General features: G+C 46.1%; 20 protein-coding genes. 14 read left to right on the forward strand and 6 right to left on the reverse strand.

Going from position 1 to position 15,829, the window contains the following annotated elements; genetic code table 11:
- Positions 1–193: 193 nt before the first annotated feature.
- The gene (locus AR337_RS19165; RefSeq protein WP_082687065.1) at positions 194–376 is read right to left on the reverse strand and encodes a YozQ family protein; all 183 of its coding nucleotides are present in this window, start codon (positions 374–376) and stop codon (positions 194–196) included.
- A gap of 90 nt (positions 377–466) precedes the next feature.
- On the opposite strand from AR337_RS19165, the gene AR337_RS23355 reads away from it, so the two are divergent.
- Complete coding sequence (locus AR337_RS23355; RefSeq protein ID WP_156424462.1) at positions 467–610, forward strand: hypothetical protein; 144 nt, start codon at positions 467–469, stop codon at positions 608–610.
- A gap of 53 nt (positions 611–663) precedes the next feature.
- On the opposite strand, the gene AR337_RS19170 is transcribed toward AR337_RS23355, so the two are convergent.
- Positions 664–1,224 (reverse strand): hypothetical protein, encoded by a 561-nt coding sequence (locus tag AR337_RS19170; RefSeq protein ID WP_059173636.1) that lies wholly within the window; start codon positions 1,222–1,224, stop codon positions 664–666.
- Positions 1,225–1,858: 634 nt separating this feature from the next.
- On the opposite strand from AR337_RS19170, the gene AR337_RS19180 reads away from it, so the two are divergent.
- The 3 genes from AR337_RS19180 to AR337_RS23360 all read left to right on the forward strand — a co-directional run bounded on the left by AR337_RS19180 (position 1,859) and on the right by AR337_RS23360 (position 4,665).
- Entirely contained in the window at positions 1,859–3,121 is a 1,263-nt protein-coding gene (locus AR337_RS19180) for a S8 family serine peptidase (RefSeq protein ID WP_059173638.1), read from the forward strand.
- Between the two features lie 146 nt (positions 3,122–3,267).
- A complete protein-coding gene (locus AR337_RS19185; protein ID WP_082687066.1) occupies positions 3,268–4,488 on the forward strand; it encodes a helix-turn-helix domain-containing protein in 1,221 nt (406 codons plus the stop codon).
- A 12-nt stretch (positions 4,489–4,500) separates the two neighbouring features.
- Complete coding sequence (locus tag AR337_RS23360; protein ID WP_156424463.1) at positions 4,501–4,665, forward strand: hypothetical protein; 165 nt, start codon at positions 4,501–4,503, stop codon at positions 4,663–4,665.
- Between the two features lie 83 nt (positions 4,666–4,748).
- On the opposite strand, the gene AR337_RS19190 is transcribed toward AR337_RS23360, so the two are convergent.
- A complete protein-coding gene (locus AR337_RS19190; RefSeq protein ID WP_059173640.1) occupies positions 4,749–5,912 on the reverse strand; it encodes an FtsW/RodA/SpoVE family cell cycle protein in 1,164 nt (387 codons plus the stop codon).
- A 395-nt stretch (positions 5,913–6,307) separates the two neighbouring features.
- Between AR337_RS19190 and rbsK the strand changes: the two genes are divergently transcribed.
- The 9 genes from rbsK (at position 6,308) to AR337_RS19230 (ending at position 12,947) form a co-directional block, all read left to right on the forward strand.
- Positions 6,308–7,195: a ribokinase gene (gene rbsK / locus AR337_RS19195; RefSeq protein ID WP_059173710.1), complete on the forward strand. Its 888-nt coding sequence runs from the start codon at positions 6,308–6,310 to the stop codon at positions 7,193–7,195.
- Positions 7,196–7,399: 204 nt separating this feature from the next.
- Positions 7,400–7,600, forward strand: a complete 201-nt coding sequence (locus tag AR337_RS19200; protein WP_059173641.1) for a cold-shock protein — start codon at positions 7,400–7,402, stop codon at positions 7,598–7,600.
- Between the two features lie 338 nt (positions 7,601–7,938).
- Positions 7,939–8,415 (forward strand): PLP-dependent transferase, encoded by a 477-nt coding sequence (locus AR337_RS23870; protein ID WP_253701947.1) that lies wholly within the window; start codon positions 7,939–7,941, stop codon positions 8,413–8,415.
- Positions 8,412–9,101: a PLP-dependent aspartate aminotransferase family protein gene (locus AR337_RS23875; protein WP_253701953.1), complete on the forward strand. Its 690-nt coding sequence runs from the start codon at positions 8,412–8,414 to the stop codon at positions 9,099–9,101. Before AR337_RS23870 ends, AR337_RS23875 begins: the two co-directional genes overlap by 4 nt.
- Positions 9,102–9,211: 110 nt before the next feature.
- Complete coding sequence (locus tag AR337_RS19210) at positions 9,212–9,712, forward strand: spore coat protein (RefSeq protein ID WP_059173642.1); 501 nt, start codon at positions 9,212–9,214, stop codon at positions 9,710–9,712.
- A gap of 160 nt (positions 9,713–9,872) precedes the next feature.
- The gene (pxpB, locus tag AR337_RS19215) at positions 9,873–10,580 is read left to right on the forward strand and encodes a 5-oxoprolinase subunit PxpB (RefSeq protein WP_059173643.1); all 708 of its coding nucleotides are present in this window, start codon (positions 9,873–9,875) and stop codon (positions 10,578–10,580) included.
- A gap of 37 nt (positions 10,581–10,617) precedes the next feature.
- On the forward strand, positions 10,618–11,385 hold the full coding sequence (locus tag AR337_RS19220; protein WP_156424464.1) for a 5-oxoprolinase subunit PxpA: 768 nt from the start codon (positions 10,618–10,620) through the stop codon (positions 11,383–11,385).
- Entirely contained in the window at positions 11,385–12,356 is a 972-nt protein-coding gene (locus AR337_RS19225; protein ID WP_059173712.1) for a biotin-dependent carboxyltransferase family protein, read from the forward strand. Before AR337_RS19220 ends, AR337_RS19225 begins: the two co-directional genes overlap by 1 nt.
- A gap of 30 nt (positions 12,357–12,386) precedes the next feature.
- A complete protein-coding gene (locus AR337_RS19230; protein WP_059173644.1) occupies positions 12,387–12,947 on the forward strand; it encodes a histidine phosphatase family protein in 561 nt (186 codons plus the stop codon).
- A 247-nt stretch (positions 12,948–13,194) separates the two neighbouring features.
- On the opposite strand, the gene AR337_RS19235 is transcribed toward AR337_RS19230, so the two are convergent.
- The 3 genes from AR337_RS19235 to AR337_RS19245 form a co-directional block, all read right to left on the reverse strand.
- A complete protein-coding gene (locus AR337_RS19235; RefSeq protein ID WP_059173645.1) occupies positions 13,195–13,431 on the reverse strand; it encodes a hypothetical protein in 237 nt (78 codons plus the stop codon).
- A 147-nt stretch (positions 13,432–13,578) separates the two neighbouring features.
- On the reverse strand, positions 13,579–14,082 hold the full coding sequence (locus AR337_RS19240) for a CotD family spore coat protein (RefSeq protein ID WP_082687067.1): 504 nt from the start codon (positions 14,080–14,082) through the stop codon (positions 13,579–13,581).
- A 90-nt stretch (positions 14,083–14,172) separates the two neighbouring features.
- A complete protein-coding gene (locus AR337_RS19245) occupies positions 14,173–14,403 on the reverse strand; it encodes an excisionase family DNA-binding protein (protein WP_059173646.1) in 231 nt (76 codons plus the stop codon).
- Positions 14,404–14,569: 166 nt separating this feature from the next.
- Here AR337_RS19245 and AR337_RS19250 point away from each other — a divergent pair, with 166 nt between their 5' ends.
- Positions 14,570–15,775: an MFS transporter gene (locus AR337_RS19250; RefSeq protein WP_059173647.1), complete on the forward strand. Its 1,206-nt coding sequence runs from the start codon at positions 14,570–14,572 to the stop codon at positions 15,773–15,775.
- Positions 15,776–15,829: the final 54 nt, after the last annotated feature.

Raw genomic sequence — 15,829 nt, forward strand, 5'->3', positions numbered from 1 at the left:
TATTGGTGGGGAGCAGAGTTAATTTTAAAAATAAAGACATTTTCAATGAAACAACCCACTCGAAACTGTCTTCATCGCCTTCATGAAGACAGTTTCAACGCAAGAACCAACCCGAAAATGTATTCATCCATCAAAGTAAAAACCAACTCACCTCAAAAAGGCATTCCCGCTAACCGGAGAATGCCAATGTACTTTACCGGGGCAGTTCTTCTGCGCCACCATCCGGACGCTCAATCTTGCCGCCAATTTCACCTTCCATATACACATCACTTACCTGCTCATGCGTTTCAGCCAGGCCAGAGGACACTTCATCCTTCTTTTTATAATCGGAAGGGTCATAAATTCGTTCGGCTATCGATTTTTCACGTTTATCCATGATCATCACCCTTTCCCGTTTATTTTTCTCTGCCTTTTGTGTTTTATCCAGAGGATTTGGGAGAAAAGTATAGGAAAGGAGGCGGAGTCTATGAAGGAAAAAGATCCAATGCTATCACGTAGGGAGCTGGATGAGGCATTCCACAGTCTGCAGGATCAAATAACCCGTATTACAGTTGAAGAGGAAGAGGAAATGGTTAAGCAGGAAATAGAAACCGAAGAGGCAGGGGAATAAGCAGGCAATGAAAAACGCCGTTCCGGACATGCTTTGACCGGAACGGCGCCACATTATTGAATTGGCAGCCAGCCTACTTTCCAAATCCCTTTGTGGTTTTTGACAAGCCTGAATGCCAGCCCAGTTTCTTCAGAAATGGTGATAACAGCTTCATCTTCGCCAATTAGCGCGACCTGCTTTACAGGGCTGCTTATGACTTGTTTATACAACTCTTCCCAGCCAGCCATGTTCTGCCGATCTTCGGAAGCCTGAATATACTCGTTAACAGTTGCAAAAACTGGTTCAACCTCCGGATTATCATTAAATAACGCGTATTGTGTCTCATAATCCCGAATATTCCCGGCATGGAAATAAAATAGGAACAATGAAAACGGATCAAGCGTATGCAGAATCGTTTCGTTATGAGTACTGGCAAATTGGTTGTAAGCATCCATTAATGTGTCAGTCAGCTGCAAATCCCCTTTCTCATCGAGGGGAACAGGAATATTGTTGTAGCTTACTCTTGGCTCATCTGGGAAAATCACACGTTCTAATTTAAGAACATCTGCTTTATTCTTTTCGAAACCTTCGTAGGCGATGTAGCCGCAAACCTCAATCTCGACTCCTTCAACCATTGAACTAGGGGCCATTAAGGCCTAAATAAAACCAGGCAATAAATGTAAATTCATGCTTTTCCAAGTATAAAAAAACAAAGGAATCTGCCTTCATAAAGGAGCGGATTCCTTTGTTTTCCAATTTTTATGCAGATTTTTCAATTGTTTCCCAACTTTAAAGGAATTTACTTCCTTTTCAAACCTGTTTCCCGTCCATTTTTTTGAACACAATCGCGGCTATTTCTATAGCAGCTTTTGTCCATTTCCTTAAGGAGCGCTTGATCCAATTTCAGCTTTTTTCCCGAAACTCGTGAACTTCCTTGCAAACGAAGGTCTCCATAGGGAAAACCCCGGCGGAAATGGCCCCCAAAAATCACCTCAGTCCAAAAATAGATGAGGAAATATTCCTCACTTCCTTATTCTTCCTGATAATAGAGTCAATTACCATAACGTAGGTTTTTGCAATATTTTCCCCTTTTATTTGAAAAATATGGACCTTTTCCCTTATAGAATAAGCCTAAAGACCCAGCGGACCTCTACAATTTTCCCAACTGAAACCGGTGTGATTTCCGTTGCTTCTATCGGAAAATTTAAAATATACTAAAAACACACAGCAGGAGTGCTGCTGATATTAATACTCGAGAGGAGCAAGCAAATGAAGAAAAGAACCAAAATTGGATCGGCTTTCATGAGTTTAGCATTGGGAGTATCTGTTTTTGCCACGGCAGCATTCGGCCAGGCGCCTGGACATGAGGCAAAGGATTCCTACCGGGTTTTAATCAACGGCAGTGGTGCCGAAAAGGCAAAAGTGCAACAAAATTTTGGAACCCGCTGGGAATTTGGGGCTGAGGGCTTTACGACTACCGTCAATGGCAGCCAATACCAGGCCTTGTTGAAAAATAATAACCTGAAGATTGAGCTTGTCGAAGAAGTCCAGCTTGGCAGCGAGGCAACAGCGAAGCCTGGAGCATCCACACAAGCAATTCCTTCCGACCAGACACCTTGGGGCATTGAAGCAATTTATAATGATTCTACTATTAAGACTACGTCCGGCGGAGATGGCATTAAGGTAGCTGTTCTTGATACTGGCGCTCTAACAAGCCATATTGACTTGAGGGACAATGTGGAGCAGTGTAAGGATTTCACACAAAATACATCCCCGCTTGTTAATGGAGTCTGCAACGATAAGAACGGCCACGGCACCCATGTTGCCGGAACAGTACTTGCAAACGGCGGCTATGATGGCCTTGGCATTTACGGCGTGGCTCCCCAGGCTGAGCTATGGGCATATAAAGTACTGAATGACCGCGGGTCGGGCTATTCCGATGACATTGCGGGTGCGATCCGCCATGCGGCAGATGAAGCATCCCGCCTTGGAGTAAAAACAGTTATCTCCATGTCCTTGGGATCGAGTTCAAAAGATTCGTTGATTGCTAGCGCAGTTGATTATGCATATGGAAAAGGCGCACTCGTTGTCGCGGCAGCCGGAAACAGTGGCCCAAGCGCGAACACTATCGGCTATCCTGGTGCACTGGTCAATGCAATTGCCGTTGCTTCACTTGATAATGCATTTGTGAACGGCACCCATAAAGTTTCAGATTTCTCCTCTAGAGGAAATCCGAATACTGACGGTGATTATGTTATCCAGGAACGTGATATTGAAGTTTCAGCTCCTGGCGGTTCCATTTATTCAACCTCCGCTAGCGGCGGCTATACGACAATGAGTGGAACATCCATGGCAACTCCGCACATTTCCGGGCTTGCTGCAAAGATTTGGTCTTCTAACAAATCGCTCAGTAATGTTCAGCTTCGCGCCGACCTGCAAAACCGTGCAAAACTGTATGATATTAAAGGTGGAACAGGTGCTGCAACTGGTGATGACTATGCATCCGGATTCGGTTTCCCACGTGTAAAATAACCCATTAGACCCAGTCCATCCTGCAAAAAAGCGGGATGGTTTTGGGCGTTTAGAACCATATTCATACAAAAAGTTCAATAATTTTGAATTATTGTTTTTTATCCCCTAATTTAGTGATAGAGTAGTAGAAAACGGTTGGTGAGTCTATGGATTTCGGGCCTTTGATCAAGTATTACAGGACGCAAAGGAGGATGACACAAAAGGAGCTAGCCGAGGGGATTTGCTCAATCCCGCATTTAAGCAAGATCGAACACAATTCCAAAGAGGGCAATAAAGAAACAATGGCCCTGCTGCTTGAGAGGCTTGGCATTGAGATTGAAGATGTGGCCTGCAAGGACGAGGAAATTAAAACCCTACTCAATGAGTTCGATAATCAAATGACGTTCCAGATCAAGGCGCAGGCGGATCACGTCTATTCCCGGCTATTAGAGCTTGGCAGCCTGATTCCGTTTTCATCCCACATTTATACATACGAACTGTATAAATATAGATACATGCTATTTAAGGGGAATGATAGCGAAGCTGAAGCCCAGCAGGAATTGCTCAGAAAGCATTTGAAGAACTTTACCCGGCAGGAACGGAACCTGTTCGACTATTTCACAAGCATCCATTTAATGAGACAGGCAAAATACCATGAGGCGGACGCGATTCTTGATAAGCTTGATGCCGAACAGGCCGGCGGAATCAACATCGGTGAATTCCTTTACCACAGGGCGTTTGCCAAAGGGTATACCCTTCAATCTGGCTATGCTATCTATTTTGGAAAAAAAGCGCTCCAGCATTTCATGGAACAGCATAATTTCAGGCGCATTCTTCATACGTTGATGTTGCTTGGAATTAACTATACACATTCAAATATCTATGAAGAAGCTTCAGCATCATTTGAGCATTTGATCCGAAATGCCGAGCTCCTGGATGAGAGTGAGTTGCTCCCATATGTTTATCATAATATGGGTCTTCTACAGAAGAAAAGGAAAAATACGGAACAGGCAATTCATTACTTTGAAAAAAGTCTTTCGTTACAGCGGGATAAAGGATTTAATTATCTGGTTACTCTTAACACTCTTGGTGAAACAAAGTTCGTAGAAGGTGACGCTGCAGGTGCTAAGAGGTGCTTTGTGGAGGTCTTTGAGTTAGCAGACCAGCTTTGCAGCAAAAAGTACCTATTATTAAGCACGTTCTATTTGATGCTTGACGCTAAAGATCCAGATTCATTTAAGTACCTTGAATCTAAAGTAATTCCACTTCTCGAGGAAGGCAAAGAGCATAAAGATGATCTTGCACATTTCTATAAATTGCTTGCAGACTATTTTACAAGGGAAGGGAAATTCGAGCAGGCAGTCCATTATTTAAAGAAAATGACTTGAGGAGGAGTTTTAATGAAAAAAGCTTTTGTAATTCTTTTATCAGTGTTCGCATTTAGCCTGTTTGCGGTTGGTGCTGCGCCATCATCATCATCAGCTGCGAGTTCAACGCCGATCTATCCGCCACTTGGAACACCAATCTATCCACCGCTTGAAACGCCAATCTATCCACCACTATAATTCTGCCATTTCAGGCTGTAATATAGCCTGGAGAACGAAAGCAAAAGAAGGCGCATCCATATTCAGGATGCGCCTTCTTTGCGTCAATCGTCATCTTCAGAAAACATATATTTTTTCGTTTTTGCAGAAATATTCAAGACCAGCGCCAGGGAGAGCAGGGTCCCCAATAGGGAGCTTCCGCCATAGCTTATCAGGGGGAGTGGAATTCCGGTCATCGGAACAAGTCCGATAACCATGCCGATGTTTTCAAAAATATGAAATGTTAAAACCGAGATGACCCCGGTGGCAACCAGGCTTTCATAGGGTCCTTTGTTTCTTAGCGCAATAACAATGATCCGGTAAATCAGGATGAAGTAAAGCGAAATAACGAGGCTCGCCCCAAAGAAACCAAATTCTTCTCCTATGACTGTAAAAATAAAATCCGAGTGGGCTTCTGGCACATTTACCTGGGAAGCATTGAATCCTTTTCCATACATCATGCCTGAACCAATGGCCAATATTGAGTATGCCAGTTGGTAGGAGGTGTTTTGCATGTCCTCGAATGGATCTAACCAGGAATGAATCCGGTTCAGCTGATATTGATCCAGGACGAGCAGCAATAAATCAGGCGCTTCAAGATAAACGTAAACAAGACTAGCCATTAATATGGCTGCTGCTCCGCCCAACACGGCAATGATTCGCCAATTGATTCCCGAAATAAAGGTCATCCCAATAACAATCGCAGCTACCGCCATGGCCGTTCCCGCATCGGGCTGAACCAGGATAAAAGCCAGCGGTAATGCAGCCACACCAACAATTTTGCCAAGCAGAATGAAATCTGTCTTAATGGTCCGGTCAAGGTGTTCTTCATTATGGTTTGAAATCACCCTTGCGAGGAATATAATGAGGAAAAGCTTCATGAATTCCGATGGCTGGAGTGAGCCGAGCTTTGGAATTTCGAACCAGGCCTTTGTGCCTTTTGTTGGCGGGGCAATGGACTCTGGCGAAAAAAACAGGGCAATAAGGAGCAAAACTCCAAAAATGTAGGCATAAGGCGATATTTTCTTGATCTGGTCAAAATCAAAAAAATACACAAAGGCAGAGGCAACCAGTCCAATTACATACCATCGGGCTTGCAGCATTACGAAATTGACGTTATACGGTGAATACTTTTGGGCGCTGTATAGTGCAATGCAGCTTACAATCATGAACAGGAAAATAAGCAGCAAAAGCGTAAAATCGAAATAATTCCGTTGTGATTTATCCATTTACGTGCATCTCCACATCTATTATTTTGCAGGTGGAAAAAAGGGTGCCAAATCCGCAAAACATTCACTCTAGTACTAGTGTACCTTATTTTCCAGTAGCAGGCAGTCTTTCCAGCATGGAAGTTGAAAATAACTGTTTTATAAATCAAAATGACAGATTCTCTCCATTTATAAGTTATAAAAACTAGACGATGCATATCCCAATTTTGTTACCGCAATATTTATCCTATGCAGCCCAATTTATTTAAGGACGAATCTATGGCTCATTGAAGAGGTTTTCTTGTATGATATATAAATAGGCATTCATAAAATACTGGTGTATTTTTAAATAGAGCAAGCTGGCCATGGACATTGCTTTGTTGTTGGACCGGCTGGCGAAAAGGCGGGTTAAATTGATGGCGAAAAAGAAAATCACAGTCATAGGCAGCATTAATATGGACTTGGTCACGAAAGTTTCTCGAATTCCAAAGGTTGGAGAAACGGTGACAGGGGAAGCGTTTTACACCATTCCTGGAGGCAAGGGGGCAAACCAGGCTGTCGCCGCGGCAAGGCTGGGAGCGGATGTCTCGATGATTGGCTGCGTTGGGGATGATGGTTTTGGGCGAGAGCTTATTTCCAAGCTCCAACTTGAGTCCATTGATACCTCAAGGGTTGCGGTTGCCTCAGGAACCTCAACGGGTATTGCTTCCATCACGCTTTCGGGAGGGGATAACAGCATCATCGTCACTCCCGGTGCAAATTATCACGTAACCCCGCAATTCGTTGCTGAACATGAAGCAGCAATTGCGGAGAGCGATATCATTTTACTTCAGCTTGAAATACCTATGGAGACAGTTAGGGTAGCGGCAGCCCTTGCAAAAAAACATCGGGTAAAGGTTATTTTAAACCCGGCTCCTTTCAAGGAGATTCCGCTGGATCTGTTAAAAGACGCGGATTTCTTAACTCCTAATGAACATGAACAACAGCATCTCCTAAACTCATTAGGAGATGGGATGGGAAAAGAATTTATAAAAAAGTGCATCGTCACTCAAGGATCAAAGGGCGTCACCATCAATAAAAATGGACTTGAGGATATTCCGGGCTACCGTGTTGAAGCTGTTGATACGACAGGTGCCGGCGATACATTCAACGGAGCCTTGGCCTTTGCGCTTAGCGAAGGGCTTAAACTTAAGGAAGCATGCCAGTTCGCCAATGCGGCAGCCGCACTTTCCGTCACAAAGCTGGGCGCACAGGGAGGTATGCCAACAAGGACGGAAGTAGAAGACTTCATGAATAAGTCATAGGAAAAATGCCCATTTGGAGTGCCCAATCGCAAAATTTGGAAGAAAAAGGATTGTGACTTTCGCTTGCATCGCTTGCCTTTTATTTCTATTCGTGTTATTCTAAGCAAGAATTATTTTTGTTCGGTAACAAGCGACATCGCCTGGATACGTTTGAGCAAGAATAGTAATACAATTGTGTGGAAAACACACGAGGAGGCAACAAAAATGGAAAACGGTAAAGTTAAATGGTTTAATGCAGAAAAAGGTTTCGGATTCATCGAGCGCGAAGGTGGAGACGACGTATTCGTTCATTTCTCAGCTATCCAAGGCGAAGGCTTCAAGACTCTTGAAGAAGGCCAAGAAGTTTCTTTCGACGTTGAGCAAGGCGCTCGCGGACCACAAGCTGCAAACGTTCGCAAAAACTAATTAGTTTTTGCTCCATAGAAAACAGGTTCCTGTACTGGGACCTGTTTTTATTTTGCATAAATAACACCCTCACCAGCAGTCAAAATCCGGACATCACAGAAATAATTCCGCATTTGGCAAAAATAATTGGAAAGCAGCCAATGCCACAGGAAAATTTCTGTCTTGTAAAAGATTTCCACACCTCCCTCTCTCCGCTTTTTACCATTATTCCAACGTTATCATCCTCCACAAAATCAACTCGATCCCAACAGACAGCAGCTCTGCATTTAGGCCGATATTCATATTAGCGCCGCCTCTTGCCTAAACTAAAGTGACTTTTAGCAAAGGGCGGGAGTAGAATGGACAATCAATGGGCTAAAGATGTGGAAATTTGCCTCGAGTACGGGGACAGGCGAAAGCAGTTCGGCGGGGCAGTTGTACCGCCAACCTTCGGGAATTCGCTGTTCGTGTACGATTCGATGGACAGCCTCACAGAAGCAGTCTTACATGAGCAAGGGAATTATGTGTACACACGGGGTACAAATCCAACCATTGAAACAGCGGAAATGAAGCTGGCTGCATTGGAACGCGGCGAGCAGTGCCGCTGCTTCGCCTCCGGAATGGGAGCAATAACCGCTGCCATTCTGAATTCCGTGAAAAGCGGCGACCATGTCCTCTGCCTTAACAACCTTTATTTTTCAACAAGGGAACTTCTAAAATATCTTGGTAAATTCGGGGTCAGCCATTCGATCTGTTATGAGGCGGGTGCGGCGGCTGTTGAAAAACACATTCGTCCGAATACCCGCTTGATTTTCATCGAAAGCCCTTTTACATGACATTTAGGCTGACCGACTCTAGTGCAATTTCCCAGCTGGCAAAAGCATATGGCATCAGGACAATCATCGACAATACGTGGGCAACCCCGCTTTTTCAAAAGCCGCTTCTGTATGGGGTCGATATTGTCGTCCACTCACTCTCAAAATATCTTGGTGGGCACAGCGACATTGTAGGAGGAGCGGTCATCGCCAAAAAGGAGATCATGGATACACTTTTCACAAAGGAATTGTTACTGATGGGAGGAAACTTTTCCCCTTATGAGGCGACACTGCTGCTACGGGGGCTGAAATCTCTTCCTTTCCGGTTGGAGGCCCATCAGGCAAACGCCTTAAAAGTGGCGGAATTTTTGGACGGGCATCCAAGGGTAAGGAGGGTTCTTTATCCAGGTTTACCGTCCCATCCGGATTATGAGCTTGGGAAAAAAGTTTTTTCCGGGTACAGCGGTGTATTCAGCTTTGTTCTGGATGGCGGCTATCGTGAGGTCAGTCGGGTATTGGATCGCCTAAAGCATATTAAAATCGGAGTATCGTGGGGCTCGTTTGAAAGCCTGGCATTGTCGCCAAATACGGGAAGCAATGAACAGAAGCTGTTAGCTGAGCATATCCATCCAGGAACAATTCGCCTTGCGGTCGGCTTAGGGGACAGCGGTAAGATCATCCAAGATTTGGAGCAGGCCCTTGGCTAAAAATCCTTACCGAACGGGGAAAATTAAATAAATGATTGGACGGATAACCATTTCGTTGCCTTCAGAATACGTTAAATTGATGTTTCAGAAAAAAATGGAGGTAACCGCATATGATCGAAGAGGAACGCAGAACCCTTGCCTGGCATGAAACACTTGAACTGCATGAATTGACGGCATTCCAATCAATCGGATTAATGAAGACGAAAATGGGATTAAAAAGGATTACCGATTCAGAATTGCGGGGCATTTACCAGCGGACAATCCGTGACTTAGAGGAAAATCTTACAGAATTGCTCCAGTTTTATTCTTCCGCGCCAGGTCATGGCGGAAGGGATGAGGACGAAATGAGGGAGGATAACCCATTCTTTGCGGGTGACCTACTCGCAATGTCAAAGACGCTTGTACGCAATTATGGTATTGCCATCACCGAAACGGCGACGCCTCAGTTAAGAAGGACGTTCCTGAACCATATGACAAAAGCGGTCCGGGGCCACGAGCGGATTTATAACTATATGTACAATAAAGGCCTATATCAATCGTATGACCTTGGCAAGCTATTGCAAAATGATATAACCCTCGCACGAAGAGCAATCAGCATGCGTGAAGAGTGAAAAAAATTAAGAATCATAAAAACGGGCCGGGCTATTTAGCCAGGCTTTTTCTCGTGCATGTAACCCACCTCACTTCTCGAATATTCAAGCTGTGAATATCGCTCAGAAGACTATTTTTTGCTAAAGTGGAAGTAGAAGTTCCAACCAGAGGAGGGTGAAGATGGAATATGAAATAAGGCCACTGGGTGACAGGGCGTTGATGATTTATTTTGGTGACGCGATTACGGCAGCCATCCATGAAAAAATCAACGCATTTTTGGCCGCACTCGAAGCCGCCGGCATCGAAGGAATCTCCGAATGCGTGCCGTCCTACACCTCGGTCGCAATCTATTATCTTCCAGAAAAAATCAGCTATAACACCCTCTGCGAAAAAATCAACTTAATTGGCAGAGCGAGTCCGAAGAAAGAAGAATCGTTCATTTACAGAGTCCCAGTCCAATATAACGGCCCCGATTTGCAGTATATAGCCGAAGTAAACCAACTTACAGTCCAGGAGGTTATTCACTTTCATACAAGCTCTAACTACTTAATCCATATGATGGGTTTCATGCCGGGTTTCCCTTATTTGGGCGGCCTTCCGGAAAAACTGGCCACGCCAAGACTGCCAAAACCAAGGGGAAAGGTCCATGCTGGGGCGGTCGGAATTGGCGGCAGCCAGACAGGCATTTATCCGGATGAATCCCCTTCTGGCTGGCGAATCATTGGATTCACGCCTCTCAAGCTCTTTGATCTTAATCGGGCCGAGCCGTTTTTATTTACACCTGGCCATTACATAAAATTTTATTCGGTCGGGCACGAGGAATACATTCATATTAAAGAGCTGGCCGACCAAGGCTTGTTTGCACCAGCACTTGAAAGGCTGAAATGATTTTAGCTCACATAAGGAAAAATAAGGAGGGGAAAACGTGAAAGCAATCGATTTGAATTGCGACATGGGTGAAAGCTTCGGAGCCTACAGGCTGGGGAATGACAGTGAAGTCCTGAAGTTTGTCTCTTCGGCAAACATTGCCTGCGGCTACCATGCCGGCGACCACAATACAATGATGGAAACCGTCAAAGAGGCGAAAAACCGCGAAGTTAACATCGGCGCGCACCCCGGGTTTCCAGACCTTCAGGGATTTGGAAGGCGGGAGATGCTCCTCCGCCCTGATGAAGTATACAATCTTGTACTCTACCAATTAGGGGCAATTTCATCTTTTGTAAAAGTGGCCAATACCCGTTTGATCCACATAAAGCCTCACGGAGCGCTGTACAATATGGCCGCTGCCGACAGGGCCACCGCAGATGCAGTGGCTGCAGCTGCAGCCGATTTTGACAGGAACCTTGTTGTTTTCGGGTTGTCCGGCAGCCAGCTCATAACGGCTGCGCTGGAAAAGGGGCTCCGCGCCGCTAATGAAGTTTTTGCTGATAGGACCTATCGAAGCGATGGCTTGCTGATGCCGAGAAGCGAACGTAATTCAGTTATCTACGATTCAGATCTTGTAATCAAACAGGCGCTCAGGATGGCGAAAGAGGGAAAAGTCACCACGGCAGACGGGACAGAATTGAATGTGGCAGCGGACACAATTTGTATCCATGGCGATAATCCGGAAGCGTTGGAATTTGCAAAAATATTGTCCGCCGCTTTTTCGAAAGAGTCAATTTCCCTCCGGAGAAGCTGGGACGATTTATGATGGCAGCGCCGGTTTTTAAAGTAGTACGGCCCGGATTACAGACAACCGTGCAGGATTTTGGGCGGTATGGCTGGCAGAAATATGGAGTTTCACCGTCTGGCGCAATGGATCCGTTCGCCATCCGGGTTGCGAATATTCTAGTTGGAAATCCCCCTGGCGATGCAGTCCTTGAAGCAGCTTTTCCCGGCCCGGCTCTTGAAATTCTTTCAGATTGCACCATAGCAATTTGCGGAGCGGATTTTTCGCCCGAACTTAACGGTAAACCTGCGCCACTTTGGAAAAGTTTTCAGGCAAGGAAGGGCCAGATCCTCTCATTTGGAAGGCCGGTCAGTGGGACAAGGGCTTACATCGCCGTTTCTGGTGGCTTGGACGTCCCGGTTTTATTGGGGAGCCGTTCCACTTACCTGGCTGGCGGCTTTGGCGGGGTGGATGGGCGCTCGCTAAGGAAAGGCGATGTGCTCTCAGCTGACAATCCGTCAAACGGCATTCCGGGCCGATCGCTGGCAACCAGGCTGATCCCCGAATATCAATCGGAATTAATGGTCCGGATCATAGCCGGCCCCCATGCTGAAGCATTTGAAAAAGAAAGCTTCGAAGCTTTTTTCCAAAAAGAGTATACGGTCACCACGCACTCGAACCGAATGGGCATTACCCTTGAAGGGCCAAAGCTTCGCCATCGGGAGGGGGCGGATATCTTTTCGGATGCCGTCCCGTTTGGAGGAATCCAGGTTCCATCAGGCGGGCAGCCGATTATTCTTATGGCGGAGCGGCAGCCTACCGGCGGGTACACAAGGATAGCAACGGTTATAACGGTTGATTTGCCGCTGCTCGCACAAGCGGCGCCGGGAAGCGTAATCCGTTTTAAACAAGTAGGCGTGGCGGAAGCCCAAAAGGCATATTTTGAATCGCGTGCCATGTTAATAGAGTTGGCGGTGGCTACCGGTGCCTGGAGCCAAGGAATGGCGTTGTAAGGGAAAATCCGACTAAGGGGAGAAACATTTTTGCGGACTAACATTTATCTTGTGCGCCACGCCCATTCAGTGTATACATCAGACGAGTTGGGACGGCCGCTTTCAGAACGTGGGAAACGGGACGCCGAAAGAGTCGCGGATTTCTTAAAAAAGGAAAAAATCGGCCTGGTTCTTTCAAGCCCCTATCGCCGAGCCATCGAAACCGTTAAAGGAATTGCGGATGCGATTGGCAAAGAGGTCATAACGCTTGATGCCTTTAAGGAGCGGATTCTGTCGGAAGAGCCGGTGGATGATTTTTCTTTCGCAATCAGGAAGGTTTGGGAGGACGAGGCTTTTGCCTGGGAAGGTGGCGAATCAAACAAAGAAGCCCAAAAAAGGGGCATCGAGGCTCTTATCCAGGTTCTTGGAACCTACACAGGTGAAACGATTGCGATAGGAACGCACGGCAATATCATGGCCTTAATCATGAACCACTTCAAAAAAGAGTATGGCTTCGCATTCTGGAACGGACTTGATATGCCGGATATTTATAAACTCGTATTTGACGGGCTGGAGCTAATCGAGGTGAGAAGGGTCTGGAGCAGAAGCTGATCATGATGAAAAAAGATATGCAAGCAGTGCCTCCAAACCGGAAATCCCATTCATATTTACACACAATAGTAATTATGTAATCGAACATTGTGAATAACTCCAAATATATTGTATTAATCCAGCTCCAACGCCTAGCCCCTCGAGGTCATAAGCCGGTTCCCTCCGGAGGGCAGGCCCGTCCTGCGGGCCCCGTCTTATGCTGGTCGGGGCTGACCAAGGCGCTTCCGCCTTTTGTTCTGAATGGGATTTAATCGATTTCACGGTATTGGAGAATATGAAAGGGCGCTCCATCCACAAGAAGGTTATCAGCCGCCGGGTTATCCGAATGCGGTACAATAAGAAAGACATCCCCGTCTTTTTGGGCCGAGCTGCGCCGGAGCACTTTGTAGAGCAGATCACCGGCCACCTCCATGCTTGATGCTTCCATCGTTCCGAATGTATCAAGTGCATCTCCATTGGATGCTTTATAAATGGAAAACTTCATGGCTCATCTCCTTCTTTTTGTCCATATTCCCCCTACTAGGGAAACTAAACCGCAAGCCATGGAAGCATTCAGAAGCTGACACAAAAACAACCATCCTTGATAAAACGAAGCAGGGGCAGGAAACCTGCCCCCTAAACCGCATTTAACTTAACGGCAGCCGCAGCCTTTTTTGTAGCCGCCCATTGGCATTCCCGCATAAGCACCTGCTACACCAGTTGGAGCTGCCATTGTTCCTGGTAGGTTAGGCTGATAAGCCCCAGCTACAGCCGGTGATGGTCCCATCATGCCAGGTCCCATCATCCCAGGACCCATCATTCCAGGTCCCATCATTCCAGGTCCCATCATCCCAGGTCCCATCATGCCAGGTCCCATCATACCGGGTCCCATTCCAGGGCCGGGCGCATATGCTCCAGCAACAGTCGGAGCGGGAGGCGGTCCCGGAACTGGTCCAAGGTCCGTAACAGAAGCCTCATTCACAAAGGATTGAGTGTTTGTGAAGTGATGTGTGTGCTCGATATTCGTATGGTGGACATTTGTCGTATGGGTAGGATGGACGTGCGGCTGGATCACGTTCTCAAATGAATTCGTCACACAGCACTGTGTTGGATGGCAAATTGCAGGCAGAACCTGCGTTGGTCGCGGACAGTACATATAAATTCCCCTCTCTAATAGTATTGTTACATTAACAGGTTATGAGGGAAGATGTGCACTTGTACTAAGGCAAGGACCTATTTTTCACAATTAGTCTTCGTCCTTGATATCGGGATCCTCAGGGATTGGCTCGCTTCTCCATTCCTCAATCAGCCTTTTGGCAAGCTCCACGTGGTCAAAATGGTTTTTGAACTGTTCTCGATTAATCATATATTGTTCACCGTCGAATACGGCGCGAATCTGTTTTTGGCCAATCAACGTTTTAATGTATGATTCAGGAAGTGATAAATACTCGGCTGTTTCCTTAATGGTTAAATACATGGCGATTCTCCTTAAAAGTAAGTTTGCTGCGCCTAAAATATTTCGACATTCGTACTTTTTGTTCTGCCTTTTATGCGCAATGAGTTAAAATAGGAAGGGTATATAAGGATAAACTTAACTAAGCGTCCATATAAAGATAGTATACATAAAGATGAGGAGGACTGACATGGGATTAGGACAGGCAAATTTGGGTTACGAACAAAAGCCAGACAATAAAGGGCGGATTTGGACAAAAGATTTCATCCTTATCTGCTTTGCAAATATGTTCATTTTCCTTGGATTCCAAATGACCCTTCCTACAATACCCCTGTTTGTCAAACACCTGGGCGGCAATGACCAGATGATTGGGTTTGTAGTAGGAGCATTTACCCTTTCGGCACTCCTGATCCGCCCTTACGCCGGGCAGGCGCTCGAGTCCAGGGGCAGAAAGTTCGTCTATTTAACAGGGCTGGCGATTTTTGTCCTTTCGGTCGGATCGTTCGGTTTCGCGGGCGGAATGGCGTTTCTGTTTCTGATGAGGTTCATCCAGGGGGTGGGCTGGGGATTTTCCACTACAGCCTCCGGTACGATTGCAACCGATTTGATTCCTGCCGATAGAAGGGGAGAAGGGATGGGTTATTACGGCTTATCGGGTAATATTGCTCTTGCCGCAGGTCCATCCCTTGGACTGATCCTTGCTGGTATAGTGACGTTCCAGCAATTATTTTTGATTTGTGCTGGACTTGGTCTTGTAGCCCTGCTGCTGTCTTCAACCATCCGTTATAAAAAGGCGGAAGCGGTCCAAAGAGCAACGGCGCTTAAATGGGATTTTTACGAAAAAAGCGCCTTGCAGCCTTCAATCCTGCTCTTTTTTATGACCGTAACATTCGGAGGAATCGCAGCTTTTCTTCCCCTCTATACGGCTCAAAAAGAAATTCCCGGCATCCAATGGTACTTTTTAATTTATGCCCTAGCCCTCATGCTGACACGGACATTCGCTGGGCAGCTGTATGACAAAAAAGGGCATAGGGCGGTTTTTATTCCTGGCGCACTTCTTGTTTTTTCAGCGATGCTGCTGCTTTACTGGCTGCCGAATCAGGGAGTTTTGTATTTTGCCGCGGTACTTTATGGTCTAGGCTTTGGAACTGTCCAGCCGGGACTGCAGGCTTGGGCTATGGAGAAGTCTCCCCGAAACCGGAGGGGGATGGCCACTGCAACGTTCTTTTCATTTTTTGATCTTGGCGTTGGGGTAGGATCGCTGTTGTTCGGCCAAATTGGGCATGTTTATGGCTATAGCAGCATTTATCTGGCCTCCGCCATTTCGATATTCGCTTCAATCCTTTATTACTTATTTATTTTAAAAAAGGAAGCCAGGGAGCCGCGAGAAGTTTAAAAAAGCGATGCTTTGATAGAAAAGCAATGACGGCACTCAGCAAGCGGGATGAGG

The sequence above is a fragment of the Bacillus sp. FJAT-27445 genome (genome assembly GCF_001510665.1).
Taxonomy (GTDB): domain Bacteria; phylum Bacillota; class Bacilli; order Bacillales; family Cytobacillaceae; genus Bacillus_D.